General features: G+C 65.1%; 27 protein-coding genes. 20 read left to right on the top strand and 7 right to left on the bottom strand.

The window, feature by feature from the left end:
• Position 1 precedes the first annotated feature (1 nt).
• Together HBA99_RS13810 and mptB are read right to left on the bottom strand one after the other, a co-directional pair.
• Positions 2-901, bottom strand: a complete 900-nt coding sequence (locus HBA99_RS13810) for an ABC transporter ATP-binding protein (protein WP_070952568.1) — start codon at positions 899-901, stop codon at positions 2-4.
• On the bottom strand, positions 843-2,603 hold the full coding sequence (gene mptB, locus HBA99_RS13805; protein WP_070952641.1) for a polyprenol phosphomannose-dependent alpha 1,6 mannosyltransferase MptB: 1,761 nt from the start codon (positions 2,601-2,603) through the stop codon (positions 843-845). The genes HBA99_RS13810 and mptB overlap by 59 nt, the downstream gene beginning before the upstream one ends.
• Before the next feature lie 132 nt (positions 2,604-2,735).
• On the opposite strand from mptB, the gene HBA99_RS13800 reads away from it, so the two are divergent.
• Genes HBA99_RS13800 through HBA99_RS13770 form a run of 7 tightly spaced genes read left to right on the top strand, consistent with a single transcriptional unit; the run spans position 2,736 to position 8,975 of the window.
• Positions 2,736-3,518, top strand: coding sequence for a helix-turn-helix transcriptional regulator (locus tag HBA99_RS13800; protein ID WP_070952567.1), 783 nt, complete (start codon positions 2,736-2,738; stop codon positions 3,516-3,518).
• Positions 3,515-4,942, top strand: a complete 1,428-nt coding sequence (gene sufB, locus HBA99_RS13795) for a Fe-S cluster assembly protein SufB (RefSeq protein WP_070952566.1) — start codon at positions 3,515-3,517, stop codon at positions 4,940-4,942. The genes HBA99_RS13800 and sufB overlap by 4 nt, the downstream gene beginning before the upstream one ends.
• Positions 4,943-4,944: 2 nt before the next feature.
• Positions 4,945-6,105 carry a Fe-S cluster assembly protein SufD gene (gene sufD / locus HBA99_RS13790; RefSeq protein WP_070952565.1) on the top strand — a complete coding sequence of 387 codons (1,161 nt, stop codon included), beginning with the start codon at positions 4,945-4,947 and terminating at the stop codon, positions 6,103-6,105.
• A gap of 14 nt (positions 6,106-6,119) precedes the next feature.
• On the top strand, positions 6,120-6,884 hold the full coding sequence (sufC, locus tag HBA99_RS13785; protein ID WP_070952564.1) for a Fe-S cluster assembly ATPase SufC: 765 nt from the start codon (positions 6,120-6,122) through the stop codon (positions 6,882-6,884).
• 2 nt (positions 6,885-6,886) lie between these two features.
• Positions 6,887-8,170 carry a cysteine desulfurase gene (locus HBA99_RS13780; RefSeq protein WP_057969088.1) on the top strand — a complete coding sequence of 428 codons (1,284 nt, stop codon included), beginning with the start codon at positions 6,887-6,889 and terminating at the stop codon, positions 8,168-8,170.
• Positions 8,167-8,634: a Fe-S cluster assembly sulfur transfer protein SufU gene (sufU, locus tag HBA99_RS13775; RefSeq protein ID WP_044103925.1), complete on the top strand. Its 468-nt coding sequence runs from the start codon at positions 8,167-8,169 to the stop codon at positions 8,632-8,634. Before HBA99_RS13780 ends, sufU begins: the two co-directional genes overlap by 4 nt.
• Positions 8,631-8,975 carry a metal-sulfur cluster assembly factor gene (locus HBA99_RS13770; protein WP_030093465.1) on the top strand — a complete coding sequence of 115 codons (345 nt, stop codon included), beginning with the start codon at positions 8,631-8,633 and terminating at the stop codon, positions 8,973-8,975. The genes sufU and HBA99_RS13770 overlap by 4 nt, the downstream gene beginning before the upstream one ends.
• On the opposite strand, the gene HBA99_RS13765 is transcribed toward HBA99_RS13770, so the two are convergent.
• A complete protein-coding gene (locus HBA99_RS13765) occupies positions 8,972-9,739 on the bottom strand; it encodes a DUF5666 domain-containing protein (RefSeq protein ID WP_057969087.1) in 768 nt (255 codons plus the stop codon). The two genes, HBA99_RS13770 and HBA99_RS13765, sit on opposite strands and share 4 nt — an antisense overlap.
• A 110-nt stretch (positions 9,740-9,849) precedes the next feature.
• Positions 9,850-10,611, bottom strand: coding sequence for a DUF5666 domain-containing protein (locus HBA99_RS13760; protein ID WP_220096905.1), 762 nt, complete (start codon positions 10,609-10,611; stop codon positions 9,850-9,852).
• A gap of 52 nt (positions 10,612-10,663) precedes the next feature.
• On the opposite strand from HBA99_RS13760, the gene HBA99_RS13755 reads away from it, so the two are divergent.
• From HBA99_RS13755 to HBA99_RS13725, 7 genes are all read left to right on the top strand, one after another.
• Positions 10,664-11,791 (top strand): NADH:flavin oxidoreductase, encoded by a 1,128-nt coding sequence (locus HBA99_RS13755; protein ID WP_057969086.1) that lies wholly within the window; start codon positions 10,664-10,666, stop codon positions 11,789-11,791.
• Positions 11,792-11,834: 43 nt separating this feature from the next.
• Positions 11,835-12,188, top strand: a complete 354-nt coding sequence (gene trxA / locus HBA99_RS13750) for a thioredoxin (RefSeq protein WP_030093461.1) — start codon at positions 11,835-11,837, stop codon at positions 12,186-12,188.
• Positions 12,189-12,254: 66 nt separating this feature from the next.
• Positions 12,255-13,064, top strand: a complete 810-nt coding sequence (locus tag HBA99_RS13745) for an enoyl-CoA hydratase (RefSeq protein ID WP_030093460.1) — start codon at positions 12,255-12,257, stop codon at positions 13,062-13,064.
• 37 nt (positions 13,065-13,101) lie between these two features.
• On the top strand, positions 13,102-14,730 hold the full coding sequence (locus HBA99_RS13740) for an ABC-F family ATP-binding cassette domain-containing protein (RefSeq protein WP_030093459.1): 1,629 nt from the start codon (positions 13,102-13,104) through the stop codon (positions 14,728-14,730).
• A 118-nt stretch (positions 14,731-14,848) separates the two neighbouring features.
• The gene (locus HBA99_RS13735) at positions 14,849-15,031 is read left to right on the top strand and encodes a helix-turn-helix domain-containing protein (RefSeq protein WP_030093458.1); all 183 of its coding nucleotides are present in this window, start codon (positions 14,849-14,851) and stop codon (positions 15,029-15,031) included.
• 64 nt (positions 15,032-15,095) lie between these two features.
• Complete coding sequence (locus tag HBA99_RS13730) at positions 15,096-15,728, top strand: AMIN-like domain-containing (lipo)protein (RefSeq protein WP_030093457.1); 633 nt, start codon at positions 15,096-15,098, stop codon at positions 15,726-15,728.
• A gap of 78 nt (positions 15,729-15,806) precedes the next feature.
• Positions 15,807-16,376, top strand: coding sequence for a hypothetical protein (locus HBA99_RS13725; protein WP_044103924.1), 570 nt, complete (start codon positions 15,807-15,809; stop codon positions 16,374-16,376).
• Here the strand turns inward: HBA99_RS13725 and HBA99_RS13720 are convergent.
• From HBA99_RS13720 to acnA, 3 genes are read right to left on the bottom strand one after another with little or no spacing between them, the layout of a single operon-like run.
• Entirely contained in the window at positions 16,373-16,903 is a 531-nt protein-coding gene (locus HBA99_RS13720) for a DinB family protein (RefSeq protein ID WP_070952563.1), read from the bottom strand. The genes HBA99_RS13725 and HBA99_RS13720 overlap by 4 nt on opposite strands.
• Entirely contained in the window at positions 16,887-17,459 is a 573-nt protein-coding gene (locus HBA99_RS13715; protein ID WP_030093454.1) for a TetR/AcrR family transcriptional regulator, read from the bottom strand. The genes HBA99_RS13720 and HBA99_RS13715 overlap by 17 nt, the downstream gene beginning before the upstream one ends.
• A 16-nt stretch (positions 17,460-17,475) precedes the next feature.
• On the bottom strand, positions 17,476-20,265 hold the full coding sequence (acnA, locus tag HBA99_RS13710) for an aconitate hydratase AcnA (RefSeq protein ID WP_030093453.1): 2,790 nt from the start codon (positions 20,263-20,265) through the stop codon (positions 17,476-17,478).
• Between the two features lie 269 nt (positions 20,266-20,534).
• Between acnA and HBA99_RS13705 the strand changes: the two genes are divergently transcribed.
• The 6 genes from HBA99_RS13705 to HBA99_RS13680 all read left to right on the top strand — a co-directional run bounded on the left by HBA99_RS13705 (position 20,535) and on the right by HBA99_RS13680 (position 26,920).
• On the top strand, positions 20,535-21,092 hold the full coding sequence (locus HBA99_RS13705; protein WP_030093452.1) for an Rv1476 family membrane protein: 558 nt from the start codon (positions 20,535-20,537) through the stop codon (positions 21,090-21,092).
• A gap of 316 nt (positions 21,093-21,408) precedes the next feature.
• Positions 21,409-22,854 carry an NlpC/P60 family protein gene (locus tag HBA99_RS13700; protein ID WP_070952639.1) on the top strand — a complete coding sequence of 482 codons (1,446 nt, stop codon included), beginning with the start codon at positions 21,409-21,411 and terminating at the stop codon, positions 22,852-22,854.
• Positions 22,855-22,892: 38 nt separating this feature from the next.
• Entirely contained in the window at positions 22,893-23,615 is a 723-nt protein-coding gene (locus tag HBA99_RS13695; protein WP_057966028.1) for an NlpC/P60 family protein, read from the top strand.
• A gap of 184 nt (positions 23,616-23,799) precedes the next feature.
• Positions 23,800-24,945: a chaperone MoxR1 gene (moxR1, locus tag HBA99_RS13690; RefSeq protein WP_078284582.1), complete on the top strand. Its 1,146-nt coding sequence runs from the start codon at positions 23,800-23,802 to the stop codon at positions 24,943-24,945.
• Complete coding sequence (locus HBA99_RS13685; protein ID WP_030093448.1) at positions 24,942-25,913, top strand: DUF58 domain-containing protein; 972 nt, start codon at positions 24,942-24,944, stop codon at positions 25,911-25,913. Before moxR1 ends, HBA99_RS13685 begins: the two co-directional genes overlap by 4 nt.
• Complete coding sequence (locus HBA99_RS13680) at positions 25,910-26,920, top strand: VWA domain-containing protein (protein WP_030093447.1); 1,011 nt, start codon at positions 25,910-25,912, stop codon at positions 26,918-26,920. The genes HBA99_RS13685 and HBA99_RS13680 overlap by 4 nt, the downstream gene beginning before the upstream one ends.
• Positions 26,921-26,933 lie beyond the last annotated feature (13 nt).

Genomic DNA, 26,933 nt, shown 5'->3' with positions numbered 1-26,933 from the left:
CTCATCGCAACTCCCGCCCGGTCAGCTCCAGGAATACGTCCTCGAGGCTCCGTTTCTCCACCCGTAGGTCGGTGGTCAGCACATCCATCCGGGCGCACCACGCGGTGACGGTGGCCAGCACCTGTGGGTCGACGACGCCCTCGACCCGGTACTCGCCCGGTGTCACCTCGGCGACCTTGTATCCCTCGGGCAGCGCCGACGTGAGGAGCATCAGGTCCAGTCGCGGCGGGGCCGAGAAGCGTAGCTGGTTCTCGGCGCCGGACTGCATCAACTCCGACGGCGTACCGGCGGCCACCACCGCGCCGTGGTCGATGATCATCAGCTGGTCGGCAAGCTCCTCGGCCTCCTTCATGTGGTGCGTGGTCAGCACCACCGAGACGCCATCGCGCCGCAGGCAATCGATGAGTTCCCACACCACCAGCCGGGCGTGGGCGTCCATACCGGCCGTCGGCTCGTCAAGGAACACCAGCTCGGGCCGGCCCACCAGCGCGCATGCCAGCGCGAGGCGCTGCTGCTGCCCTCCAGACAGGCGCCGGTAGGGGGTGCGCGCGGCGTCTGTCAGCCCAAGAGTGTCCAGAAGCCATTGCGGGTCAAGCGGATTGGCGGAATAGGAGGCTACGAGACCGAGCATCTCACTGGCCCGTGCGGTGGGGTAGGCGCCGCCGCCCTGCAGCATCACACCGATACGTGCGCGCACCGCAGAGTTCTTCGCGACCGGATCCATGCCCAGCACCTCGACGGTGCCCTCGTCGGGATGCAAGAAGCCCTCGCACAATTCGACGGTCGTGGTTTTTCCGGCGCCGTTGGGGCCGAGCAGTGCGAAGACCTGGGCCTGCTCTACCTCAAGGTCGAGGTTGTGGAGTGCTGTCGTTGTCCCGTATCGCTTCGTCACCGACCGCATCCGCACCGGGGGTGCCGTCCTTGTCGGTGGTTGCGTCACGGTCAGTCAGCGTAAGCGGCGCGGCTTCGTCACCGTTAGGCAGCCGACGCCACGGCAGATAATCGTGCGTGATAGCGATGAGTAGGAGCGCGATGATCGCGCTCGCCACGGTGGCGTCGATGATCTGGAACAGCGCGAACCTGTCGCCGTTGGCGGTCGGCCCGAAAATGCCTACGAGCAGGGTGATGCCGATGGCGGTCCCGCGGAAAGCGGGGCGGGTGGCCCACGCGGCCAGCGGGATGATCGCCCACAGCAGGTACCAGGGCTGCACCACAGGAAAGAGCAGCACCGTGATGCCCAGGGCGACACCCAGCCCGCCCACGGGGTGCAGGCGTCCACGCAGCACGGCCAGCAGCAGCCATGACACCGCGATGCCGATGATGCCGATACCGATTCCGCGGGTCAGCGACAGTATCGCGGTGGTGTGATCGCCCAGACCGAGCAGGATGCCGACTTGCCCGGTGCCCAGGGCGACGAGGGTCGGCGGCGACATCCAGCTGCGCACGGCGTTCGCGGTGCCGAGTGTGTAGATCCACCCGAACCCGAGCCCGCTGGCGAATCCGATGAGGACCGTGCAGGCGCCGGTGACGGTGCCCAGGAGCGCCCCGGCCTGGAAGAGGCCGCGAACGCCGCCGCCCCATCGGCGAGCCAGCGCCATGCCGACAAAGCCCAGGGCCAGCAGGGAAGGGAGTTTGACCTGCGATGACGCGGTGATCAGTACCGTCCCGGCCAGGAGGTTGCCCAGCGGAACCCAGGTGGCCCATTCGGTATGCACCCCGATGAGGGCACGTGTCGAGTCGATACCGCGCATGGCCAGCTCGGTGCCGGCCAGCATCAGGCCCAGCATGAGCGCTTCATTGTGAATTCCGGCGACCAGGTGCATCAGCAGCAGCGGATTCGCGGCGCCGAGCCAGAGCGCGCTGACTTCCGCGACGCCGCAGCGCTGGGCCAAACGTGGTGTTGCCCAGATGATCAACAGCACTCCGAGCAGTTCGACGAGCCGATGACACAGGGCTCCGGCGACAATGTCGTCACCGGTGAGCCGCGATATGCCCTTGCCGATCCACAGAAACAAGGGACCGTAGGGGGCAGGTGTTTCTCGCCACATGCTGGGCACCGACAGCGTGAACACATGATCGAGGCCCAGGGCGACCGCCGGACCTTCGGTGTACGGATCCTTGCCCAGGCGCGCGATCTGGCTCTGCGCCAGATACGAGTACACGTCCTTGGAGTACATCGGAGGCGCTACGAGCAGCGGCAAAATCCACAGCAGCAGGGTCCGGTCCAGCTGGCCGCGGGACATCCTGCGGACCGGTCCCCGTTCGCCGTTGGCGTTTTTGTTGCGCAGGCTGCCGATGGCGAAGCGTCCCAGCATGAGCCAGGCCAACGTCATCATCACGGCACCGGTGGTCGTCATCGTCAGGGACACCGTCTGAATGCGCGACGGCAGATTGAGAAGCCGGACCCCGAAGATCGGATCTTGGATGACGGGTCGCGCGCCGGCGCCGAGCGCACCGATGGCCATGAGCGCCGTTCCGGTGGCGCCGAACAGGCGAGTTCGGTTCATGGCTGTGAGCTCTCGCTCATTGAGCGGGGCCGACGAACGTTCGTCATCATGCAGATGCGACAGCGACGAACTCAGCCACTGACCACGTACCGACACGCCAGCAGCGTATCGGCCCGCCATGCCCGCTCCGTGGAACCAGTCGGGCAGGGCCTGTCCGGCCGGCGGGGTGCACTCAACATAGGTAACCCTTGCTAGACGTGGCATTCCGAATTGCGTCACACTGGTGTTGTGAAATTCGGCCAGCCCTCCGCGGTGGCGTCTGCTGCGGCGACGTCGCAGGTGCTGGATGCTGCCCCGGCCGTGTCCCATGATGGCCAGACACGTGTCGCCGTGGTGCGGCTACTCATGGAGTCTGGGCCGGTCACCGCAGGTGAGATCGGGGAACAGCTCGGCCTTTCGCCGCAGGGGGTGCGCCGCCACCTCGACGCCTTGATCGAGGCCGGTGATGCCGTCTCGAATCCGGCGGCCGCATGGCAGCACAACGGCCGGGGGCGCCCGGCTAAGCGGTTCCAGCTCACCGCGGACGGTCGCGCAAAACTCAACCACGCCTATGACGACCTGGCATCTGCCGCCATGCGCCAGCTGCGCGAGATTGGTGGCGACGATGCGGTGCGGATCTTCGCGCGGCGTCGCATTGACTCGATCTTGAGCGATGTCGCGGCCGGTGGGCCGTTCAACGACACCGAGGCCGCGGTGGACCGCGTGGCTGTTGCGCTGACCAAGGCCGGATATGCGGCCAGCACCCAGCGGGTCGGTGGAGCGGGCGCATCCTCGAGCGGCGTGCAGATATGTCAGCATCACTGTCCGGTATCGCACGTGGCCGCGGAGTTCCCCGAACTCTGCGAAGCGGAACAGCAGGCCTTCGCCGAGTTGTTGGGAACACATGTACAACGGCTCGCCATCATCGCCAACGGTGACTGTGCCTGTACGACGCACATTCCCCTGCACGTATCTACACCTCCGGCGCCCAGCCCCGCGCCGGATACAACGATCAGTAAGGAGTCGCGATGACCCTCGAGCGTGAGGTGCTGACCCAGGACGAGACAATCGCGTCACTGGGCAACTACGGCTATGGCTGGTCTGACTCCGACGCAGCCGGAGCCAGCGCGCAGCGCGGTCTGTCTGAGGCCGTGGTGCGTGACATCTCGTCGAAGAAGAGCGAGCCCGAGTGGATGCTCGACATCCGCCTGAAGGCGCTGCGCACCTTCGACAAGAAGCCGATGCCGAACTGGGGATCGAACCTCGAGGGCATCGACTTCGACAACATCAAGTACTTCGTGCGGTCCAGCGAGAAGCAGGCGGCCACGTGGGACGATCTGCCCGCCGACATCAAGAACACCTACGACCGCCTCGGCATCCCCGAAGCCGAGAAGCAGCGCCTGGTGTCCGGTGTTGCCGCGCAGTACGAATCAGAGGTCGTCTATCACTCGATCCGCGAGGACCTCGAGGCCCAGGGTGTGATCTTCCTGGACACCGACTCGGGTCTGCGTGAGCACCCGGAGATCTTCAAGGAGTACTTCGGCAGCGTGATCCCGGCCGGGGACAACAAGTTCTCCGCGCTCAACACCGCGGTGTGGTCGGGTGGTTCGTTCATCTACGTGCCGCCGGGCGTGAAGGTCGATATCCCGCTGCAGGCCTACTTCCGCATCAACACCGAGAACATGGGCCAGTTCGAGCGGACGCTCATCATCGTCGACGAGGGTGCTTACGTGCACTACGTCGAGGGATGTACCGCACCGATCTACAAGTCGGATTCGTTGCACTCGGCCGTGGTGGAAATCATCGTCAAGCCGGGCGGGCGCTGCCGCTACACGACCATCCAGAACTGGTCGAACAACGTGTTCAACCTGGTTACCAAGCGGGCCCGCGCCGAGGCGGGGGCCACCATGGAATGGGTCGACGGCAACATCGGCTCCAAGGTCACCATGAAGTACCCGGCCGTGTGGATGACCGGTGAGCACGCCAAGGGTGAGGTGCTGTCGGTCGCCTTCGCCGGCGAGGGACAACACCAGGACACCGGTGCCAAGATGCTGCACCTGGCGCCGAACACGTCGAGCAACATCGTCTCCAAGTCGGTGGCGCGTGGCGGCGGTCGTGCCTCCTACCGTGGTCTGGTCCAGGTCAACAAGGGGGCGCACGGCTCCCGCTCAACGGTGAAATGTGATGCGTTGCTTGTTGACTCGATCAGCCGCAGCGACACCTACCCGTACGTCGATATCCGCGAAGACGACGTCACCATGGGGCATGAGGCGACCGTCTCGAAGGTCAGTGACGATCAGTTGTTCTATCTGATGAGCCGCGGTATGACCGAGGACGAGGCGATGGCCATGGTGGTGCGCGGGTTCGTCGAACCGATCGCGAAGGAACTGCCGATGGAGTACGCGCTCGAGCTCAACCGGCTCATCGAGCTGCAAATGGAAGGTGCGGTCGGTTAGTCATGACGCAGTTGACTCAAGCTGTCGAAGGCTCCAACAAGGGCGAACTGTTCAGCTCCTACGACGTCGAGGCCTTCGAGGTCCCCGGTGGCCGTGACGAGCTATGGCGGTTCACCCCGCTGCGCCGCCTGCGCGGGCTGCACGACGGATCGGCTGTCGCGACGGCAGATCTGTCCGTGGGGGTTACCGCCGGCGACGGTGTAACCGTCGAGACGGTCGATCGTGGCGACGAACGGCTCGGTAAGGTCGGGGTTCCGTCGGATCGTGTTGCCGCACAGGCGTACTCCGCGTTCCGGACCGCCACTGTGGTCTCGGTAGGTAAGCAAGCCGTGGTCGCGGACCCGATCTCGATCACCGTGAGTGGCCCCGGCGCGGGCGAGGTGGCCTATGGGCATCTGCAGGTGCGCGCCGCTGAACTGTCCGAGTCGCTCGTGGTCATCGACTACCGAGGCAGTGGAACATACGCAGAGAATGTCGAATTCCTGCTGGAGGACGCGTCTCGGCTGACCGTCGTCTCGATCGCCGACTGGGCCGATGACGCCGTGCATGTCAGCGCGCACCACGCCAAGCTGGGCAAGGACGCGGTGTTGCGCCATATCGTCGTCACCCTCGGTGGCGATCTGGTTCGCCTCACCGGCACCGTCCGGTTCGAGGCGCCGGGAGGCGACGCCGAGCTGCTGGGTCTCTACTACGCAGATGACGGTCAGTTCTTCGAGCATCGACTGCTCGTCGATCACGCCCAACCCAACTGTCGTTCGCATGTCACGTACAAGGGTGCACTGCAGGGAGACCCCGAATCTGGTCGAGCAGACGCGCACACCGTCTGGATCGGCGATGTACTCATCCGCGCTGAGGCAACCGGAACCGACACCTTCGAACTGAACCGCAACCTGATCCTCACCGACGGCGCTCGGGCCGACTCCGTGCCCAACCTCGAAATCGAGACCGGCGAGATTGCCGGGGCCGGGCACGCTAGTGCCACTGGGCGATTCGATGACGAGCAGCTGTTCTATCTGCGCTCGCGCGGTATTGCCGAGGAGGATGCGCGCCGTCTGGTGGTGCGTGGCTTCTTCCAGGACATCATTGGCCGGATCGGGATCGAGTCAGTGCGAGATCGCCTTACCGAGGCCATCGAAAATGAACTCGCCCAGACCAACTCGTAGATAGAAAGCAACTCATGACCACTCTGGAAATCAAGGACCTGCACGTCAGCATCTCGCCCAACGAGGGCGAAACCATCGAGATCCTCAAGGGCGTCAACCTGACGGTGAACTCGGGGGAGACCCATGCGGTCATGGGCCCCAACGGTTCCGGCAAGTCCACGCTGTCCTACGCCATCGCCGGACACCCCAAGTACGAGGTGACCTCGGGATCGATCACTCTCGACGGGCGGGACGTGCTGGAACTGTCCGTGGACGAGCGTGCCCGTGCGGGTCTCTTCTTGGCCATGCAGTACCCGATCGAGGTTCCGGGAGTGTCGATGTCGAACTTCCTGCGCACCGCCGCCACCGCCGTCCGCGGCGAGGCTCCGAAGCTGCGGCACTGGATCAAGGAAGTCAAGGAAGCCATGGGGGAGCTGGAGATCGACTCCGCCTTCGCCGAGCGCAGCGTCAACGAGGGCTTCTCGGGCGGCGAGAAGAAGCGCCACGAAATCCTGCAGCTGGGCCTGCTCAAGCCGAAGATCGCCATCCTGGATGAGACGGACTCCGGCCTTGATGTCGACGCCCTGCGGATTGTGTCCGAGGGCGTGAATCGCTACGCGGAGCGTGAGCACGGCGGCGTGCTGCTGATCACCCACTACACCCGGATTCTTCGTTACATCCAGCCACAGTTCGTGCATGTCTTCGTCGGCGGGCGCATCGTCGAGTCGGGCGGTCCTGAGCTGGCCGACGAGCTGGAGGAGAACGGCTACGTGCGCTTTACCCAAGCGGTGGGAGCCTGACCGTGACGGCCACGGTGCCGCTGGACACCACCCGGATCTCGGAGATCAGGGATGACTTCCCGATCCTGAGCCGGACGGTGCGTGGCGGTAAGCCGTTGGTGTACCTGGATTCCGGTGCGACCTCGCAGCGGCCCATCCAGGTTCTCGATGCCGAACGTGTCTTCCTCACCGAGCGCAACGCCGCGGTTCATCGCGGTGCACACCAGCTGGCCGAAGAAGCCACCGATGCGTACGAGGGCGCGCGGAACACCATCGCTCGTTTCGTGGGTGTCGATGACGGCGAGATCGTCTTCACCAAGAACGCCACCGAATCGCTCAACCTGGTGGCGTACACCCTCGGTGACAGCCGGTTCGACCGTGCGGTGGGCCCGGGCGACGAGGTCGTCGTCAGCGAGCTGGAGCATCACGCGAATCTTGTTCCCTGGCAGGAGCTTTGCCGCCGCACCGGGGCCACCTTGCGCTGGTACGGCGTCACCGATGACGGTCGCATCGATCTGGATTCACTGGAGCTCACGGGCGCCGTCAAGGTTGTCGCCTTCACACACCAGTCCAACGTGACGGGTGCGGTGGCTCCCGTTGCCGAGCTGGTGCGCCGCGCTAAATCTGTTGGTGCCCTTGTCGTGTTGGACGCCTGCCAGTCCGTCCCGCATATGCCGGTGAACTTCCGTGAACTGGGTGTCGACTACGCGGCGTTCTCAGGGCACAAGATGCTCGGCCCCTCGGGTGTCGGCGTGCTGTACGGCCGTCGCGAACTGTTGGAAGCCATGCCTCCGTTCATCACGGGTGGCTCCATGATCGAGACGGTGACCATGGAGGTCAGCACCTACGCGCCGCCGCCGCAGCGATTCGAGGCCGGTGTGCCGATGACCTCGCAGGTGGTCGGCCTTGGCGCTGCCGTTGACTACCTCAATGCGATTGGCATGGAAGCCGTTGCCGCGCATGAGTATCAGCTGGTATCGGCCGCGCTGGCCGGGCTCGGAAGTGTCGAGGGCGTTCGTATCGTCGGTCCCACGGAGAACGTCGACCGTGGTGGCGCGGTCTCCTTCGTGGTGGACGGAATCCACGCGCACGATCTGGGTCAGGTGCTCGACGACGAGGGTGTGGCGATACGGGTCGGGCACCACTGCGCCTGGCCGCTGCATCGACGCTTCGGTATCGCGGCGAGCGCCCGGGCGTCCTTCGCGGTCTACAACACCCTGGATGAAGTCGACCGATTGGTGGCAGGAGTCCGTCGCGCGCAGGAGTTTTTCCTGGGCGAGCGGAGCGACAGGGGATCGTTCCTGTGAGGCTTGAGCAGATGTACCAGGAAGTCATCCTGGATCACTACAAGCATCCGCATCATCGCGGGCTGCGTGAGCCGTTCGCGGCCGAGGTGCACCACGTGAACCCGACCTGCGGCGATGAGGTGACCCTGCGAGTCACCTTGGATGACAACAGAATCGCCGATGTGTCCTATGACGGACAGGGCTGCTCGATCAGTCAGGCCGCGACCTCGGTCCTGACGGATCAGGTGATCGGGCTGACTGTGGATGAGGCACTCAAGACGGTGGCCTCGTTCAACGAGATGATTTCCTCACGCGGCACCATCGACGGGGACGAGGATGTCATCGGTGACGGCGTCGCGTTCGCGGGAGTTTCGCGGTACCCGGCCCGTGTGAAGTGCGCGCTCCTAGGATGGATGGCATTCAAAGACGCTCTCGTGCAGGCAGACGCCGCGACCAGCGGCACTACTGAGAAGGTGAAGCGATGACCGAAGTGTCAGCGGAAGTGAAGCTTCTCGAAGATCTCGAAGAGGCAATGCGTGACGTTGTTGACCCCGAGCTGGGAATCAACGTCGTAGATCTGGGACTTGTGTACGGGCTCAACGTCGAAGAGGGCGAGAGCGGCAAAGTCGCCATGATCGACATGACGCTCACCTCGGCGGCATGCCCGCTGACCGATGTCATCGAGGACCAGTCGCGTAACGCGCTAGTGGGCGCCGGGCTGGTCAACGAGATCAAGATCAACTGGGTCTGGGTGCCGCCGTGGGGCCCGGACAAGATCACCGACGATGGTCGGGAGCAGCTCCGGGCCCTCGGCTTCACCGTCTAGTGCTGGTGGTGGCCTTCCTGGCCGCCTTCGCATGAGCCGTCCTTCGCGGCGCGAAGGGTGATCGTCGCGGCCTGAAGATTGCCCGATGCGTCGTCGGAGCCGTGTGCGGCGAGGCACTTGCCTGCGGCGATCGCGCTCTGGGCCGCCGGAGCACGCTTGGCATAGGCGGTGTCGTTGTTGACAGTCACCGTCTCCGCGGTGGCGGCTCCGCCGTTCGGGTCGGTGGCGGACACGGTGATGGTGTTTCCGCTGACGGCGGAGACTGTCCCGCGAACAGCCTGATGCTCGGGGCGTTTCTCCGATGTCGGGGCCGGGGAAGGCTCGGGTGAACCCTTCTTGTGTGCTGGTGCGCAGTTGCCGTCCTCGGCAGGCCAGATCATCACCCGGCGGGCCGTTGGCGGGTTGGAGTCCTGTTGTGCCATCGCGGCGATACAGCTTCCGGTGGTGACGTCGGTCAATTGCGCGGAAGTGATCTCGGAGACTTTCGTGGATTGACTGAATCCGACGGTCGCGGTGCCGTCCTTCTTGGTCACCTGGATGGTGCTGCCCGAAACCGAGGCGATGAGTCCGGCTACATGGTCCTTCCCGTTGCGTTCACCGTGGGGTGCGGCCGAGGACGTAGCCGGTGCCGATGAATTCGTGGACGCGCCGTTGGTGTTTGTAGGCGTGCCGCAGGCGGCCACCGAAAGCGCGGTGAGTCCGGCGAGTGCGAACAGTGCGCCGCGGGCGAGCCGTGGTGGGGCGGGTGTCTGGTGTGGGGACATCGGTGTTCTCCATGGTCGATGAATGGGACACCTCAGCGTGCTGGCGCGGGCTGAGGGTGCGCTCCGGCATGCGTGAGAAGTTGCTGTGTATCGCGGATGCCAGATCGGACCTATCGCGGGGCAGGTCCACATCGCCCGTCGGTCGCCGGGCCTAGGTCGATCTTGGTGGCCTGCAGCACTCCCTCGGCATCTTTGGTGCCGTGTGCATCCGCGCATTTGCCGGCGATGATCGCGGTGGCCTCGGTGGGTTGCCGTTGGTCGTAACGGGTGTCGGCGGTCACCGTGACGTTGGTCTGAATCTCCGACGCCCCACTGGGATCGGTATTCGACACCACGATGGTGCTGCCATTGACCGACGCGACAGCACCCTGGACGCTGGGGCCGCCGAATGGTGGAGGTGAACCCCCGGGTGCGCCGCCCGGGGGCGGCCCCGGCGGTATGCCGGGAGGTGGTGCGCCGCCGGGTGGTGTCTCCAGCGCACATTTGTTGTCCTCGGCCGCACTGATCAGCACCCGTTGCGCCGTGGCCTGTTCCGACTCATCTGCACCGGCTGTCGCCTGCACGCTGACGCAACTGCCCACGATCACATCGGACAGATCCGCGGGTTGCACCTCGGTGAGCTTGGTCATGGTGTTGAAGTCGATATCTATGCTGCCCACAGGGTTGGTCACCTGGACCGTGTGCCCCGACACCGAGGAGATCAATCCGCCGGCCCTGTCGTGCCCACCCGCGTGCCGTATGACGGTGGTCGAGGCAGGGCCCGCTGACGGCTGGGCCGGCTTATCCGCGGAGCCACCGCATGCCGCGCTTGCGAACACGACGACTCCGGCGATCACGAGCAACGTAGGCGGTGGCCGGAGATTTGGTGACATGGTTGACCACGTTATCCGGAATGGATCAGGTGTCGGCGTAGTTTGACACCTCGTGACCGACGTGAGACCAGACGTAGCGCCCCTTTTCGAACCGTTCACCGTGAAATCGCTGACCGCCCCCAATCGGTTCGCGATGGCGCCGATGACACGATCGGCTTCTCCCGGTGGTGTCCCGGGCGAGAACGTGGCGGCGTACTACCGCCGCCGCGCCGCGGGAGGTGTTGGGTTGATCATCACCGAGGGCGTCTTCATTCCCGACGATGCCGCGGGCGGTCAGGCCAGCGTTCCACGCCTGATCGGCGACGACGCACTGGCGGGATGGTCGGCGGTCACCGACGCCGTGCACGGCGAGGGATCGGCGATCGCGGCCCAACTGTGGCACCAGGGTGTCGAGCGCGGCGCCGATCCGGAGTTCAATCCCCAGGTGGAGTCGGTGAGCCCGTCGGGCCTGGCCGGAGATGCTTCCCCGCTGGGCCGAGCGCTGCTGACCGGTGAACTTGCTCCGCTCGCAGAGCAGTACGCGACGGCGGCGCGCAACGCCAAGGCGGCCGGATTCGACGCCGTCGAACTACACGGTGCGCATGGTTACCTGCTCGACCAGTTCCTGTGGGAGCGCACCAACATTCGGTCCGACGGGTATGGCGGATCGATCGTCGATCGAGTGCGATTCCCGGTCGAGGTGGTGCGGGCCGTACGCGCGGCCGTCGGGCCCGATTTCCCTCTCCTGTACCGGTTTTCACAGTGGAAGCAGGCCGACTACACAGCCACCCTGGCCGATAGCCCCGCAGAGCTGGAGCGTCTGCTCGCGCCACTTGTCGAGGCAGGTGTGGACGTTTTCCACCCGTCCACACGTCGCCACTACGTACCGGCGTTCTCGGATCTGGCGGGGGCCGATGGAGCGCTGAGTCTTGCCGGCTGGACCAAACGTGTCACGGGCTTGCCGGCCATTGCCGTCGGCTCCGTGGGATTGCAGACGGAGTTCAAACCCACCGAGGTCCGGGACATCGAGCCCGCGCCCGTTGAGGCGGTGTTGCGGCAGTTTGCCGACAACGAGTTCGACGTCATCGCCGTGGGCCGCGCGCTGTTGTCGGATCCCGACTGGGTGAACAAGCTGCGCACCGGCCGGCAGGAGGAGTTCGTGGGATTCAACATCGGCAAGGCCCTGGCCGCGCTGTACTGAGGGCCCCTGGAACATCACGCACCCCGGCGACGTTGAGGACAACATGGCAACACGTGACATCACCGCTGACGCGTTCAACGACTTGGTCCACGACAACGACATCGTGCTCGTGGATTTCTGGGCGTCTTGGTGCGGGCCGTGCCGCCAGTTCGGGCCGGTGTTCGAGGCGTCTTCGGAGGAGAACCCCGACGTCGTCCACGCAAAGGTGGACACCGAGGCCGAGCAGGCGCTGGCGGCGGCGGCGAACATCCGGTCGATTCCCACGCTGATGGTGTTCAAGCAGGGCCAGCTGGTGTTCAACCAGGCCGGTGCGCTGCCCCCGGCATCGTTGGCCGACCTGGTGCAGAAGGTCCGCGATCTCGACGTTGAGGCCGCACTGCGCGAACAAGAGGCGTAGCGCGGCCCGCGCGGTACCGCGCGGAAACGATTTGGTGCAACCCGCCGCGGTCGGTTATATGGACGCATGAGTTTCGTGCTGGTCGACCGTCCGCGTCCGGATATTGCCTTGGTCACCCTGAACCGGCCGGAGCGGATGAACGCGATGGCGTTCGATGTGATGCTGCCCTTCAAGCAGACGCTCGTCGACATCAGTCATGACAACGATGTGCGGGCCGTCATCATCACCGGGGCCGGCAAGGGGTTTTGTTCGGGTGCCGATCAGAAATCTGCTGGGCCCATCCCGCATATCGGGGGATTGACCCAGCCGACGATCGCGCTGCGCTCCATGGAGCTCCTTGACGAGGTCATCCTCACGCTGCGCCGGATGCATCAGCCAGTGATCGCGGCCATCAACGGCGCCGCCATCGGCGGTGGCCTGTGCCTGGCGCTGGCCTGTGATGTCCGGGTTGCATCGGAGGCTGCGTACTTCCGGGCTGCCGGTATCAACAACGGGCTGACCGCCAGCGAGCTGGGCCTGAGTTATCTGCTGCCGCGTGCCATCGGCACCTCCCGCGCTTCGGACATCATGTTGACCGGCCGCGACGTCGACGCCGACGAGGCCGAACGCATCGGTTTGGTATCCCGCAAGGTGCCCTCGGAATCCCTGCTGGAAGAGTGTTACGCGATTGGAGAGCGCATCGCCGGGTTCTCCCGTCCAGGGATCGAATTGACCAAGCGCACCATTTGGAGTGGGCTGGACGCCGCTAGCCTGGAAAGTCACATGCACCAAGAGGGCCTGGGCCAGCTGTACGTCCGGCTGCTCACCGACAACTTCGAAGAAGCCACCGCCGCCCGCAAGGAGCAGCGTAAAGCGGCCTTTAGAGACAAGCGCTGACAGCGCCAGACGCTACACAGCATTCAAGGAGTAAGTAGTGATTACCGCGACGGACCTCGAGGTCCGCGCCGGCGCCCGCACGCTCGTCTACGCGCCGGGCCCCGCGTTACGCATCCAGCCCGGCGACCGCATCGGGCTGGTGGGCCGTAACGGGGCGGGCAAGACCACCTCGATGAGAATTTTGGCCGGCGAGGGTGAACCGTATGCCGGCTCGGTATCGCGTATCGGTGAAATAGGTTATCTGCCACAGGATCCCAAGGAAGGCAACCTGGATCTGCTGGCACGTGATCGGGTGCTTTCGGCGCGTGGCCTGGACACCATCATCAGCGATATGGAGAAGCAGCAGACGCTGATGGCTGAGCTGGCCGATGAGGCTCAGCGCGATAAGGCGGTTCGTCGCTACGGGCAGCTGGAGGAGCGCTTCTCCTCGCTGGGTGGGTATGTCGCCGAGAGTGAGGCGGCGCGCATCTGTTCGAGCCTCGGGTTGCCTGAGCGGGTGCTGATCCAGCCGCTGCGCACCCTTTCGGGCGGTCAGCGGCGCCGTGTGGAGTTGGCCCGGATTCTGTTCGGAGCGGCCGAGGGTGGCGCTGGGTCGAACATGACATTGCTGCTCGACGAGCCGACCAACCACCTCGATGCGGACTCGATCGGCTGGTTGCGCGGCTTCCTGCAAAACCACGAAGGCGGGCTCGTGGTCATCAGTCACAACGTCGAGCTGCTGGCCGATGTGGTGAACAAGGTGTGGTTCCTGGACGCGGTCCGTGGCGAGGTCGACGTCTACAACATGGGTTGGCAGAAGTACCTGGACGCACGGTCACTGGATGAACAACGGCGCCGGCGCGAGCGGGCCAATGCCGAGAAGAAGGCCTCGGCCCTGCGCACCCAGGCGGCCAAGATGGGCGCCAAGGCAACTAAAGCCGTTGCCGCACAGAACATGTTGCGCCGAGCCGAGAAGATGTTGTCCGGGCTCGACGAGGAGCGGGTGGCCGACAAGGTGGCCCGCATCAAGTTCCCGACGCCCGCCGCATGTGGCCGGGTACCGCTGGTGGCCAAGGGACTGACCAAGAACTACGGATCTTTGGAGATCTTCACCGGGGTGGACCTTGCCATCGATCGCGGCTCGCGGGTTGTGGTTCTCGGACTCAACGGCGCGGGGAAGACGACGTTGTTGCGGCTGCTCGCGGGCGCGGAGACCGCCGACGCCGGCGCGCTGGAGCCCGGCCACGGCCTCAAGCTCGGATACTTCGCACAGGAGCACGACACCCTGGACGATCACGCCACGGTGTGGGAGAACATCCGCCACGCCGCTCCGGATACCGGGGAGCAGGAGCTACGCGGGATCCTGGGTGCCTTCATGTTCAACGGCCCACAGTTGGAACAGCCGGCGGGAACGTTATCCGGTGGTGAGAAGACCCGCCTGGCCCTGGCCGGTCTGGTCGCCTCGACCGCGAATGTGTTGCTGCTCGATGAGCCGACCAACAACCTGGATCCTGCATCCCGTGAACAGGTTCTCGACGCGCTGCGCAGTTACCTCGGCGCGGTCGTTCTTGTCACCCACGACCCGGGGGCCGCCGAGGCGCTAAATCCGCAACGTGTCGTGTTGTTGCCGGACGGCACCGAAGACTACTGGTCCGACGAGTACCGGGACCTCATCGAGCTGGCCTGACCATCCTCATTCGCCCTAGGCGTCTCATACACACGCGTGATCACATTTGCGCTATGGTGCAACCGGGTCGAGCCGCAGCCCACAGGGGCCGCGGCATGGAGTCGGGAGAGAGGTCGCGATGGCCAAAACGCGCGACGAGGAACGCGTCGAGCTGAAGGCGGCATACGAGCAGGGTGCGAGTATCCGCACACTTGCTGCGGATGCCGGCCGATCGTATGGGTACGTGCATCGTGCCCTCGTGGAATCGGGTGTGGCGCTGCGCGGGCGCGGCGGCCCGAATCGGCGCGGCCGCAAGGTTTAACTGGCGTCCGACACGCAGTGTGCCCGTTGAGCTTTCGGGCGACAATTGTTGCTACCGTTATGCGATGCGAGGACATGGCGGTATCCGGAAAATCGGCGTGCTGGCGCTGGCGGCACTGACGGCATCCGGTTGCGCCGGTCAGGTGCGCCAGGTGGACGAGGCGGTGTCGCCCGTGGCCACCACGACGGCGTTGCCGCAAACGTCGACACCCGCCCCGGAGACCTTCCGTGTCACGGCGTGCGAGACGGTCAGCGGTGGCGGCGGCAAGAACGTCGCCACCCAGCTGCGGGATGTGCGGGTGGGCAAGCAGGACGACTACGACAGGGTCACCTTCGAATTCGGGCCGGACGCCAAGAGCAAGGTGGCGCTGGACGAGCTGGTGGTTCCCAGGTACACGGTGGACAGCCCCACCAGCGTGTCCGCGGGCCCCAAGGGAGACAACGTCATCGTCGCCGGATCCGCCCTGCTCGGTGTGCTCTTCGACGGCGCGTCCGCGCACGAGACCGATAAGCCCATCCGGTCTTATCCGGGGCCGAGTGAGATCAAGCCGAAGGACTTCCCGATCCTGGCAGAAGCCGAGCAAGGCGAGGACTTCGAGGGGAAGGTGCGGTGGGCGCTGGGCCTGAACAAACAGCGCTGCCCTCAGGTGAGCACGCTGACCAATCCGCCTCGTCTCGTGGTCGATCTGCCGCACTAGCGGAGTTGTGACCGGGCACCACCGCCTGCGCCACGGTTAGCAACCCAGGACAATCCCCGCCCGAACGCCAGCGGTTCGGTGCGTGAGGCCGTACATTCGCTAACCATGTATCGATACCTGGTACCGCCTGTACTAGTAGTCGGCTCGCTCGTAGGTGCCCCGCAGGCGACAGCCGCGCCGGAGTGCCCGACGTTGACCGATGGTGGCGCCGAGAACTACGCCAACGTCCTGCACGATGTGCGCATCGAAACCCTCGACGACCTCGACAGGGTGACGTTCAGCTTCGGGCCCGACAAGCTGGCGCCGCCGACCGGGCCCGTCACCTACTGGCAGGCACCACCGTTCTCGGTAACTCCGGTGAGCGGCGGATACGCGGTGGCATTTCGGGGCGCCGCGGCACACGACACCGTGCTGGGAACGTGGGACCGACCCGAGAACCAGCAGGTGAAGTCCTTTCCGCAGCCGAAGGATCTCGGCGCGCCCGCGGGCGCCCCGGTGGTTCGATCAGCTCGACTGCTGCAGGACCCGGACATCTTCAAAGACAAGAACGGCGTGATGGCCTGGAAGGTCGCTGCACAGGCTTCGAAATGTCCGGTGGTGTACATCGCCGACACGCCCGCGCGCGCCGTCATCGACTTCCCGCACTAGTCCGCTGGCAGGCGGGAAACATCGTGCAGGTGATGCACCGGGTCGTGCACGAAATACAGACCCAGTGTCTCGACGGTGAAAACTGAACCGTTGCTTCGCCTTCCGCGACGGCTTAGCGAGCCTGCGGGCACCCCGGCGAAGGCGGCGGCGATGGCTTCGCCCGCGGTGGCCAGCTCCCGCGCCACCGTCTGCGGGTCCTGTGCGGCGTACCTGTCTTCGATGGCGGTCTTGTCCTGGTCCCAGTTCTCGAATAGCGGATCCTCCTCGGCGAGCATCAGCTGCAACCGGGTCAGGAAGATGCGGAACACGTCCCGGACGTGGGCGCCGTACTCCAGCGGCGACCAGGTCTGCTCATCGGGACGTTGGCGCACCTCTGGCCGGGACAACACCGGCTGCCACGCCGCCAGGTTGCCCCGCACGATATCGGGTATCTGGGTGAAAGATGTTGTGGCGGGATCAAATCCACACTCCGCGCAGCGGTTATCCAGGACCCAGGTCCAGTCCTTGGTATCAGGAGTGATCGGCACGGCGCACCGAGTCCTCGACGAGATCCAGGACGCGGCTGAGGCTTTCGGTGGACTCTCCGGCGGCCAGGCGGGCCACCAGGCCATCGAGCACCAGATCCAGATACCCCAGGATCACCTCACTGGGCACGTCCTCGCGCAATCGGCCGGCCTTCTTCTGGCGTTGCAGCCGTGCCAGTGTGGCGGTGTTGAGTTCTTCTGATCGCTGGTTCCAGCCCCGCCGGAATTCGGGGTCGTTGCGCAGCTTGCGGGCGATCTCCAAACGCGTGGCCAACCAATCGAACTGATTGGGGTCGGCCAGCATGTCGCGCATCACCTGCACCAGACCCTCGCGGCTGGCGACGTTCGCCATCCGTTCGGCGTCTTCGCGGGCCAGCGCGAAGAACAGCGTGTCCTTGTCGCGGAAATGGTGGAATATCGCCCCCCGCGACATGCCGATGGTGTGTTCGAGGCGGCGCACGGTGGCGCCGTCGTACCCGTACTCGGCAAAACAGCGCCGCGCGCCATCAAGGATCTGGCGGCGACGAGCCGCGAGGTGATCCTCGCTAACGCGCGGCACTGTTGTTCAGCCGTTTCTAGCCGGCCAGCATGTTCCGCAGCACGTACTGCAGGATGCCACCGTTGCGGTAGTAGTCGGCCTCACCGGGGGTGTCGATCCGGACTACCGCATCAAACTCGACCTTGGAGCCATCGCCCTTGGTCGCGGTCACGTGCACGGTCTTCGGTGTCGAGCCCTCGTTGAGCTTCTCGATACCGCTGATGTCGTACGTCTCGGTGCCGTCGAGCTTGAGCGAGGCCGCCGATTCCCCGGCCGGGAACTGCAGCGGAATCACTCCCATACCAATCAGATTCGACCGGTGAATGCGCTCGAACGACTCGGTGATCACGGCCTTGACGCCCAGCAGGCGGGTGCCCTTGGCAGCCCAGTCGCGTGAGGAACCGGAGCCGTATTCCTTGCCGCCCAGCACCACCAGCGGGATGCCCGCCTTCTGGTAGTTCACCGAGGCGTCATAGATGAACGACTGCGGGCCGCCCTCCAGGGTGAAGTCGCGGGTGTAGCCGCCGGACACGTCGTCCAGGAGCTGGTTACGCAGGCGGATGTTCGCGAACGTGCCGCGCACCATCACCTCGTGGTTACCGCGTCGCGAACCCAGCGAGTTGTAGTCCTTGCGGTCTACACCGTGCTCGTCGAGGTACTGCGCTGCCGGGGTGCCCGACTTGATCGAACCGGCCGGTGAGATGTGGTCGGTGGTCACCGAGTCGCCGAGCAGGGCCAGCACCCGCGCACCCTTGATATCGGTGACCGGCGTGGGCTCCAGCGGCATCCCGTCGAAATAGGGCGCCTTGCGCACGTAGGTGGACGTGTCGACCCACTCGAAGGTGTTGCCCTCAGGGGTGGGCAGACCGCGCCAGCGCTCGTCACCCTTGAAGACATCGGCGTAGGAGTTGGTGAACATCTCGCGGTTGATCGACGAGGCGATGGTCTCTTCGATCTCTGAGGCGCTGGGCCAGATGTCCTTCAGGTAGACGTCGTTGCCGTCGTGGTCCTGTCCCAGCGGGTCGGTGTCGAAGTCGAAGTCCATGGTGCCCGCGATGCCGTAGGCGATGACCAGTGGCGGGGAGGCCAGGTAGTTCATCTTGACGTCGGGGGAGATGCGGCCTTCGAAGTTGCGGTTACCCGAAAGCACGGCGGTGACCGACAGATCGTTGTCGTTGATGGCCTTGGAAATCTCGTCGGGCAGCGGGCCGGTGTTACCGATGCACGTGGTGCAGCCGTAGCCGCCCAGGTAGTAACCGAGCTTCTCCAGGTAGGGCCACAGGCCCGCCTTGTTGTAGTAATCGGTGACGACCTGCGAACCCGGTGCCATGTTGGTCTTGACCCACGGCTTGGTGGTCAGGCCCTTCTCAACGGCCTTCTTGGCCAGCAGCGCAGCGCCCAGCATGACCGAGGGGTTGGAGGTGTTGGTGCACGAGGTGATGCCCGCGACCACAACCGCGCCGTGGTCCAGGACGAAGTTGCCGCGCTCGGCGGACTTCACGGTGACCGGCTTGGTGGGCCGGCCCTCGGCACCGTTCGCGGCCGACGGCACGACGGCATCGTCCTCAGCGAAGGACAGCACCGCGGCATCGCTTGCCGGGAACGACTCTTCAACGGCCTCATCGAGGTTCGTGTGAGGAGCAGGGTGGTTCTCTTCGACGTAGTTGTGGATGTCCTTGCGGAACGCGTTCTTCGCGTCGGACAGCTCGATGCGGTCCTGCGGACGCTTGGGGCCGGAGATGGAGGGCACCACGGTGGCGAGGTCGAGTTCCAGGTACTCCGAGAAGGCCGGCTCGTGGTCGGCGTCGTGCCACATGCCCTGTTCCTTGGCGTACGCCTCGACCAGTGCGAGCTGCTGGTCATCGCGGCCGGTCAGGCGCAGGTAGTTGATGGTCTCCTCATCGATCGGGAAGATCGCTGCGGTAGAACCGAATTCGGGGCTCATGTTGCCCAGGGTGGCGCGGTTGGCCAGCGGCACCTCGGCCACGCCCTTGCCGTAGAACTCGACGAACTTGCCCACCACGCCGTGCTTGCGCAGCATGTCGGTGACGGTCAGCACCACGTCGGTGGCGGTGACGCCCGGCTGGATCTCACCGGTGAGCTTGAAGCCGACGACCCGGGGGATGAGCATCGAGACCGGCTGGCCGAGCATCGCGGCTTCGGCCTCGATACCACCGACACCCCAGCCGAGGACGCCGAGGCCGTTGACCATGGTGGTGTGCGAGTCGGTACCCACACAGGTGTCCGGGTAGGCCTGGCCGTTACGGGTGAAGATGGTGCGGGCCAGGTACTCGATGTTGACCTGGTGCACGATGCCGGTGCCCGGGGGGACAACCTTGAAATCGTCGAAAGCGCCTTGGCCCCAACGCAAGAACTGGTAACGCTCGGCATTGCGCTCGTACTCGAGTTCGACGTTGCGCTCGAAGGCGTCGGCGGTGCCGAAGACGTCCAGGATCACGGAGTGGTCGATGACCATCTCGGCGGGGGAGAGCGGGTTCACCTTGTCGGGATCGCCGCCCAGCGCCGCCACTGCCTCACGCATGGTGGCCAGGTCGACCACACAGGGCACACCGGTGAAGTCCTGCATGACCACGCGTGCCGGGGTGAACTGGATCTCGACGCTCGGCTCGGCCGAGGGATCCCAGTTGGCCAGCGCCAGTACGTGTTCCTTGGTGATGTTCGCGCCGTCTTCGGTGCGTAACAGGTTCTCCGCCAACACCTTCAGGCTGTAGGGCAGTTTCTCGGTACCGGGCACGGCATTGAGGCGGAAGATCTCGTACGACTCATCGCCAACCTGCAGAGTGCCGCGCGCGCCGAAGGAATTCACCGATTCATTGCTAGTCACATCAGCTCCAGAGCTCGAAGGCCACCCGCCGGCGGGCTGTGCCAGGCGGGGTTCCGGAGGCGCCACCGCAGATGGCTGCCTTCCATCGCTAGTCTAACAGTACGCTTGTCCCGTAATAAGGGGGATGCCCAAATTTCACCCGCCATTCCCGTCGTGGCATCGGTCACTGTCGGCCAGGGTGTCGTTATGCACGCGAAATGCTGCGGGTCTACCTGCGCAACACCGCGCCCGGTGCGGGTTAGATTGATCGCGTGACGCCGCAGCACTTGCCCACCTTCATCCCCGCCGAGCTGTGCCAGGCGGTGGGCGTCTCGGTCCAGACCGCGGGCACCGATCCGCTCGGCTGGTCGGTCAAGTGCCTGGAGATGGCGCGCGCGGATGTCAACGAGGACGGAGTCGCCGCCCCGTCGGCGGATGTCGCCGGATTAAAGGATGTCATCGCGAAGGCGCACGCCAAGAACATCGACCTGAAGGTCGTGGCGCTTCCCAACAATCCCTGGATCGATACACCGTTGCGCGATATCGCCACCGAGATCGGCAAGGACCACCCGGACTCGACGGTCCTGGTCATCAGTCCGTCCTACGCCGGTACCTACAGCGCCACGTTCGACAGGGTGACGCTGGAGGCCGGGCAGGACGTCGCCAAGACGGGCAACGCCGTGCTCTCTGCGAACAACTTCGTGAACGAGATCGGGCGAGAGCACTTCTCATGGACGGCGTTGACCATTGCGCTTGTCCTGCTCGTCGCGGCGGTGTGCGCCGGAATTACGCTCGTGCGCGGCCGATTCGCGAACGACTCGGTTAAGTAACGATTTGCAAACCATTCGCGCAGCCTGTTTTTTCATGAAATAGCCGCGCGCAGTATGGAACCGGGATGATCTGCCGGTATTCAATTCGGGGCAATTAACCGTCAGAAGGCGTGCCGCCAATTGCCTGTCAGAGGCCAATTAATTACAACTTTGTAATTTGTGACTAAAGTTTCATTAGTTGCAAAAGTGACGTACGGTGCAAGTGGCGCCAAAGTGGTTAGTGCGTCTTATGTGACAACTGGGAGCGTGTCGGGGAAGGGCCGCTATGACCGAGAAGGCTCGCCGCACGCCGAAGATCGAGGAGACGGCAGACCGAATGAAACGGACAGTCCCGCAGCATTTCGCGGACCGTTTCGTGGTGCGTGGCAAACGAACCGCGGTGGTCGCGCTGATGGTGCCGCCGCTAATGACCGCCAGTCTGATGATGTGGCCCACGACGCTGCCCGTAACCTCCGCCGAGCCGAACGACATGGCCTCGTTGATCACTCAGTTGGCCGATACCAACCAGCAGATCGAACAGCTCACCGCCGACGTGCAGACCCAGCAGGAATCCATCAACAAGGGCCTGGTCGACCTGCAAGACGCGCGCGATAACGCCGCCGCGGCCGGTCAAGCAGTTGAAGAAGGTCAGCGCGCGGTCGACGCCGCGAATGGCGCCATCGCCGAGGCGCAGGGCAAGTTCGACCGGATGGCCGTGGCCACCTACATGGCGGGGCCGTCTGGCTCATATCTGACGGCGACCAATCCCGACGATGTGGTGCGCCTTGCCTCGGTGACCAAGAGCGTGGAATCGAGCTCGCAAACCGTCATGGACAACCTGCGCCGGGCACGTACCGAGCAGGTGAACAAGCAGTCACAGGCACGGGCCATTCAGGAGAAGGCCGACCAGGCGACGGCGGATGCGCAGAAGCAGCAGGACGATCTGGTGGCTGCGATGCACGACGTGCAGAAGAAGCTGGAATCTCAGCGCGGCATAGCCTCGGAACTAGCGGCAAAGAAGAAGAGCGCCGAGGCACAGCTAGCGGCCGCCCGTGGGCCGGAGTATTCGGCGTCGGCCGCAAGTGCGCGGGTGATCAATCCGAGCGCTGCCATCGCCGGAAACGGGAACGAATGGACCGAGGGGCCGGCCCCCGCTGCCGCAGGTGGTGGCGAATGGGACACCACGCTCCCGATGATCGCCAGCGCCAACGTGCCTACCGATCCGACACAGACCATCAACATGGTGCTGGGCATCGGCAACACCGCCGCCAACGTCGGCCAGTCCGCGGTATGCGGTGTGATCGGCATCTTCTGCCCCAAGGCTGCCCCGGCGGCCGCCGCCTCCAGTGAGGGCGGCGAGTACATCCCCAAGGTTTACGGCCGGGAAAACGTGGAGCGGGTGATTGCCCGTGCGGGTAGCGCGATGGGCACGCCGTACTCATGGGGCGGTGGTTCGTACAACGGCCCAACCCGCGGAATCGATTCGGGCGCAGGAACTGTCGGTTACGACTGCTCCGGACTGATGATGTACGGCTTCGCCGCGGTCGGCATCAGACTCAGGCACTACACCGGGTATCAGTACAACTCCGGACGCAAGGTGCCCAGTGCGCAGATGAAGCGCGGCGACATGATTTTCTACGGCCCCAACGCAAGTCAGCACGTGGCCCTCTACCTCGGCAACGGTCAGATGCTCGAGGCGCCGAACACCGGCGACGTGGTCAAGGTGTCGCCGGTGCGGACCAGTGGCATGACGCCCTTTGTAACCCGACTGATTGAGTGGTGAAATCGGTGAACGCAGCGAGAACGACGAAATTGCTCAAGGTGCAGGGCCTCTTTGTATTACGTGCCGCCCTCGCTGTCGGGATCGCTATCGCACTGGTGCTGTTCATGGGTGTGCCGCGGGCCACCGCCGATGACAATCCACTTGGGCCGAATGTCGGTACTGCCTTCCTCAACGCTCTGGGGCTGAACCCGTCGGGCGGCGACTGGGACAACACCCTGCCCTTTGCCGGGCCGAGCCAGGGTGCGGACCCCGCGAAGATTATGAACGGGGTCATGGGGGTCGGACAGACCGCATTGGGCGCATTGGGCATCGGTGGCAATCGCGCATCCGCGGGCGCGGGGCGTCCGCTCGTGTACGGCCGGCAGGCGGTGGAAGCTGTGATCCAGCGCGGCGGCACCCAGCTGGGTGTTCCGTACTCGTGGGGTGGCGGCACCGTCCGCGGCCCCAGCGGCGGCGTCGACTACGACGCGGGCAAGGTGGGCTTCGACTGCTCGGGCTTCACGATGTTTTCCTACGCGGCAGCCGGCGTGAAGCTGCCCAAGTACTCCGGTGACCAGTACAACGCGGGCCAGAAGATTCCCGTATCGCAGGCCAAGCGTGGGGATCTGCTCTTCTACGGACCGGGTGGCTCCCAGCATGTGGTGATCTACCTGGGTAACGGTCAGATGCTGGAAGCCAGCGGCAGCGCCGAAAAGGTGACGGTGTCGCCGGTCCGCACGGGCGGGATGACTCCTTACGCCGTTCGTATCATCGCCTGGTAGCTCTTCTGATCTCTCGGGTGAGCTAGAACGGCGCGCCAGCGAACGGGTACGTGGACCAAATCCCAGGATGCTGGAATAGTGGACCGGAGGCGCCGCCCAGGGTTGGGCGCCGCCCACAGGGACATGGCTACCAAGAAGCCACCGAAGTAGCACGGAATCGTCAGGCAGAGCCGGAGGGAAGTTGATGTCATCACCAGGGTCACCAGGGGGAGGTGCCGGTTACTCCGGCGGAAGCGCCGGCCTCGCGCCGCACGCCCCGCAGGGTGCGACATCACCGGCCCTGGCCGCCGAGGTGCAGAACCTCGAGCGCGCCATTTTTGAGGTCAAGCGCGTCATCGTGGGTCAGGACAGGCTCGTCGAGCGAATTCTGGTCGGTCTGCTCGCTAAGGGGCACGTGTTGCTCGAAGGTGTGCCCGGTGTTGCCAAGACGCTGGCGGTCGAGACCTTCGCCAAGGTGGTGGGCGGGTCGTTCTCCCGTGTCCAGTTCACCCCGGACCTGGTGCCTACCGACATCATCGGTACCCGCATCTACCGCCAGGGCAAGGAAGAGTTCGACACCGAGCTTGGCCCGGTGGTGGCCAACTTCCTGCTGGCCGACGAGATCAACCGTGCGCCCGCCAAGGTGCAGTCGGCCTTGCTCGAGGTCATGGCCGAGCGGCACGTCTCGATCGGTGGCAAGACCTACCCGATGCCCAAGCCGTTCCTGGTGATGGCCACACAGAACCCGATCGAGAACGAGGGCGTGTATCCGCTTCCGGAAGCACAGCGCGACCGCTTCCTCTTCAAGATCAACGTCGACTACCCGACTGTCGAAGAAGAGCGCGAGATCATCTACCGGATGGGTGTCACGCCGCCGGAGCCTAAGCAGATCCTGTCCGCGGAGGCACTGCTGCGCCTTCAGGATCTGGCCGCCAACAACTTCGTGCACCACGCCCTGGTCGACTACGTGGTTCGGGTTATCTCGGCCACCCGCAACCCGGCGCAGTTCGGGCTGGGCGATGTCGCCAACTGGATCTCCTACGGCGCCAGTCCCCGTGCGTCGCTGGGCATCATCGCGTCGGCCCGGGCGCTGGCGCTGGTTCGTGGACGCGACTACGTGATCCCGCAGGACGTTATCGAGGTCATCCCGGATGTGCTGCGTCACCGCCTGGTAATGAGCTACGACGCACTCGCCGACGAGGTTTCCGCCGACACCGCCATCAACCGGATTCTGCAGACGGTGGGCCTGCCGCAGGTGAATGCCGTGCCGCAGCAAGGGCATTCGGTGCCGCCGGCGATGGTCGGGACGAACGGCCCGGCCCCGGCAGCCCATAACGCCGCGCCCAGGTGAGCACACCCAGTCCGGGCAGCGCCCGGCCGGTAGACATCCCGTCCCTGCGTCGGGGTGAGATCCGTGATCCGCAGCTCTCGGCAGCGCTGCGGACCTTGGAACTGAAGATCCGCCGCAAGCTTGACGGGGTGCTGCACGGCAACCACCTCGGGCTGATTCCCGGTCCCGGATCGGAGCCGGGGGAGTCCAGGCTCTATCAGCCCGGTGACGACGTGCGCCGGATGGATTGGTCGGTGACCGCGCGAACCACGAGCCCGCACGTACGCCAGATGATCGCGGACCGCGAGCTGGAGACCTGGCTGGTGGTCGACATGTCGGCAAGCCTGGATTTCGGGACGACCAACTGTGAGAAGCGCGATCTCGCGGTCGCGGCAGCGGCCGCCATCATCTTCCTGAACAGCGGTGGCGGAAATCGGCTGGGCGCGCTGATCGCCAACGGGGACAAGATCGTTCGGCTACCGGCGCGGTCCGGACGTGCCCACGAGCAGGACATCCTGCGCAGCATCGCCACCATGCCGAAGGCGCCACAGGGTGTCCGCGGCGATCTGTCACTGGCGATCGACGCACTGCGGCGCCCGGAGCGCCGCCGCGGCATGGCGGTCGTCATCAGCGACTTCCTGGGCCCCATCAACTGGATGCGGCCGCTGCGCGCCATCGGGGCCCGGCACGAGGTGTTGGGCATCGAGGTGCTGGACCCGCGCGACATGGAACTTCCGGATGTCGGTGAGGTGCTCCTGCAGGACGCCGAGACCGGCATCACCAAGGAGTATCGGATTGACGAGAACCTGCGCCGGGATTTCGCTCAGGCGGCGGCAAGGCATCATGAAGAGGTGGCACGCACATTGCGTCGTTGCGGTGCACCGCTTTTGAGTCTGCGGACCGACCGTGACTGGATCAACGACATCGTGAGATTCGTCTCTCAACAGCGCCGCGGTGCGGTCGCCGGGACAGGAGCGGGGGCTCGATGAGTGATCTGCCGTTCTTCGGGCCGATGACTCTCACGGGCTTTACCCACCCGTGGTTCTTCCTGGTCCTGCTGCTGGTGGCCGCGCTGGTCGGTTTGTATGTGTTTGCGCAGTATCTGCGCGAGAAGCGGGTGCTGCGATTCGCCAACACCGAGCTGCTGGATTCGGTCGCCCCGAAACGTCCGCGCGCCTGGCGGCACGCGGCCACCGCGCTGCTGGTGGTGGGCCTGATGGTGCTGACCATCGCGCTCGCCGGGCCAAGCCATGACGTGCGGATTCCCCGGAACCGTGCCGTGGTGATGCTCGTCATCGACGTCTCGCGGTCCATGGAATCGACCGACGTCGCCCCCAACCGTCTGGGGGCCGCGAAGGAAGCCGGTAAGGAGTTCGCCCGCAACCTGACCCCGGGCATCAACCTGGGTCTGATCGCGTACGCGGGTACCGCGACGGTGCTGGTCTCGCCGACCACCAACCGCGACGCGACCGTCAACGCGTTGGACAACCTGCAGCTTGCGGATCGGACCGCCACGGGTGAGGGCATCTTCACGGCACTGCAGGCCATCGCGACAGTGGGCGCGGTCATCGGCGGCGGCGACAAGCCACCGCCCGCGCGCATCGTGTTGATGTCCGACGGTAAGGAAACGGTGCCGTCGAACCCGGATAACCCCAAGGGTGCCTACACGGCGGCGCGCACCGCCAAGGATCAGCAGGTGCCGATTTCGACGATCGCGTTCGGCACCAAGGACGGGTATGTCGAGATCAACGGGCAGCGCCAGAACGTGCCCTACGCCCCCGACATGATGGAGAAGGTGGCCAAGTTGTCGGGCGGAGAGACCTATACGGCCTCCACGCTCGGTCAGCTCAAGGAGGTGTACGCCAACCTGCAGCAGCAGATCGGGTACGAGACCATCCGCGGCGATGCCAGTGTCGGATGGTTGCGTCTGGGTGCTCTGTTGGTGCTCGCGGCGGCCTTCGTCGGGCTGGTGATCAACCGGCGTCTGCCCAACTGAGTCGGCGTCCGCG

The sequence above is a fragment of the Mycobacteroides chelonae genome (assembly GCF_016767715.1).
Classification (GTDB): Bacteria; Actinomycetota; Actinomycetes; order Mycobacteriales; family Mycobacteriaceae; genus Mycobacterium; species Mycobacterium gwanakae.
The sequence above is the reverse complement of the archived record's forward strand: the minus strand, read 5'-3'. Positions and strand labels throughout refer to the sequence as shown.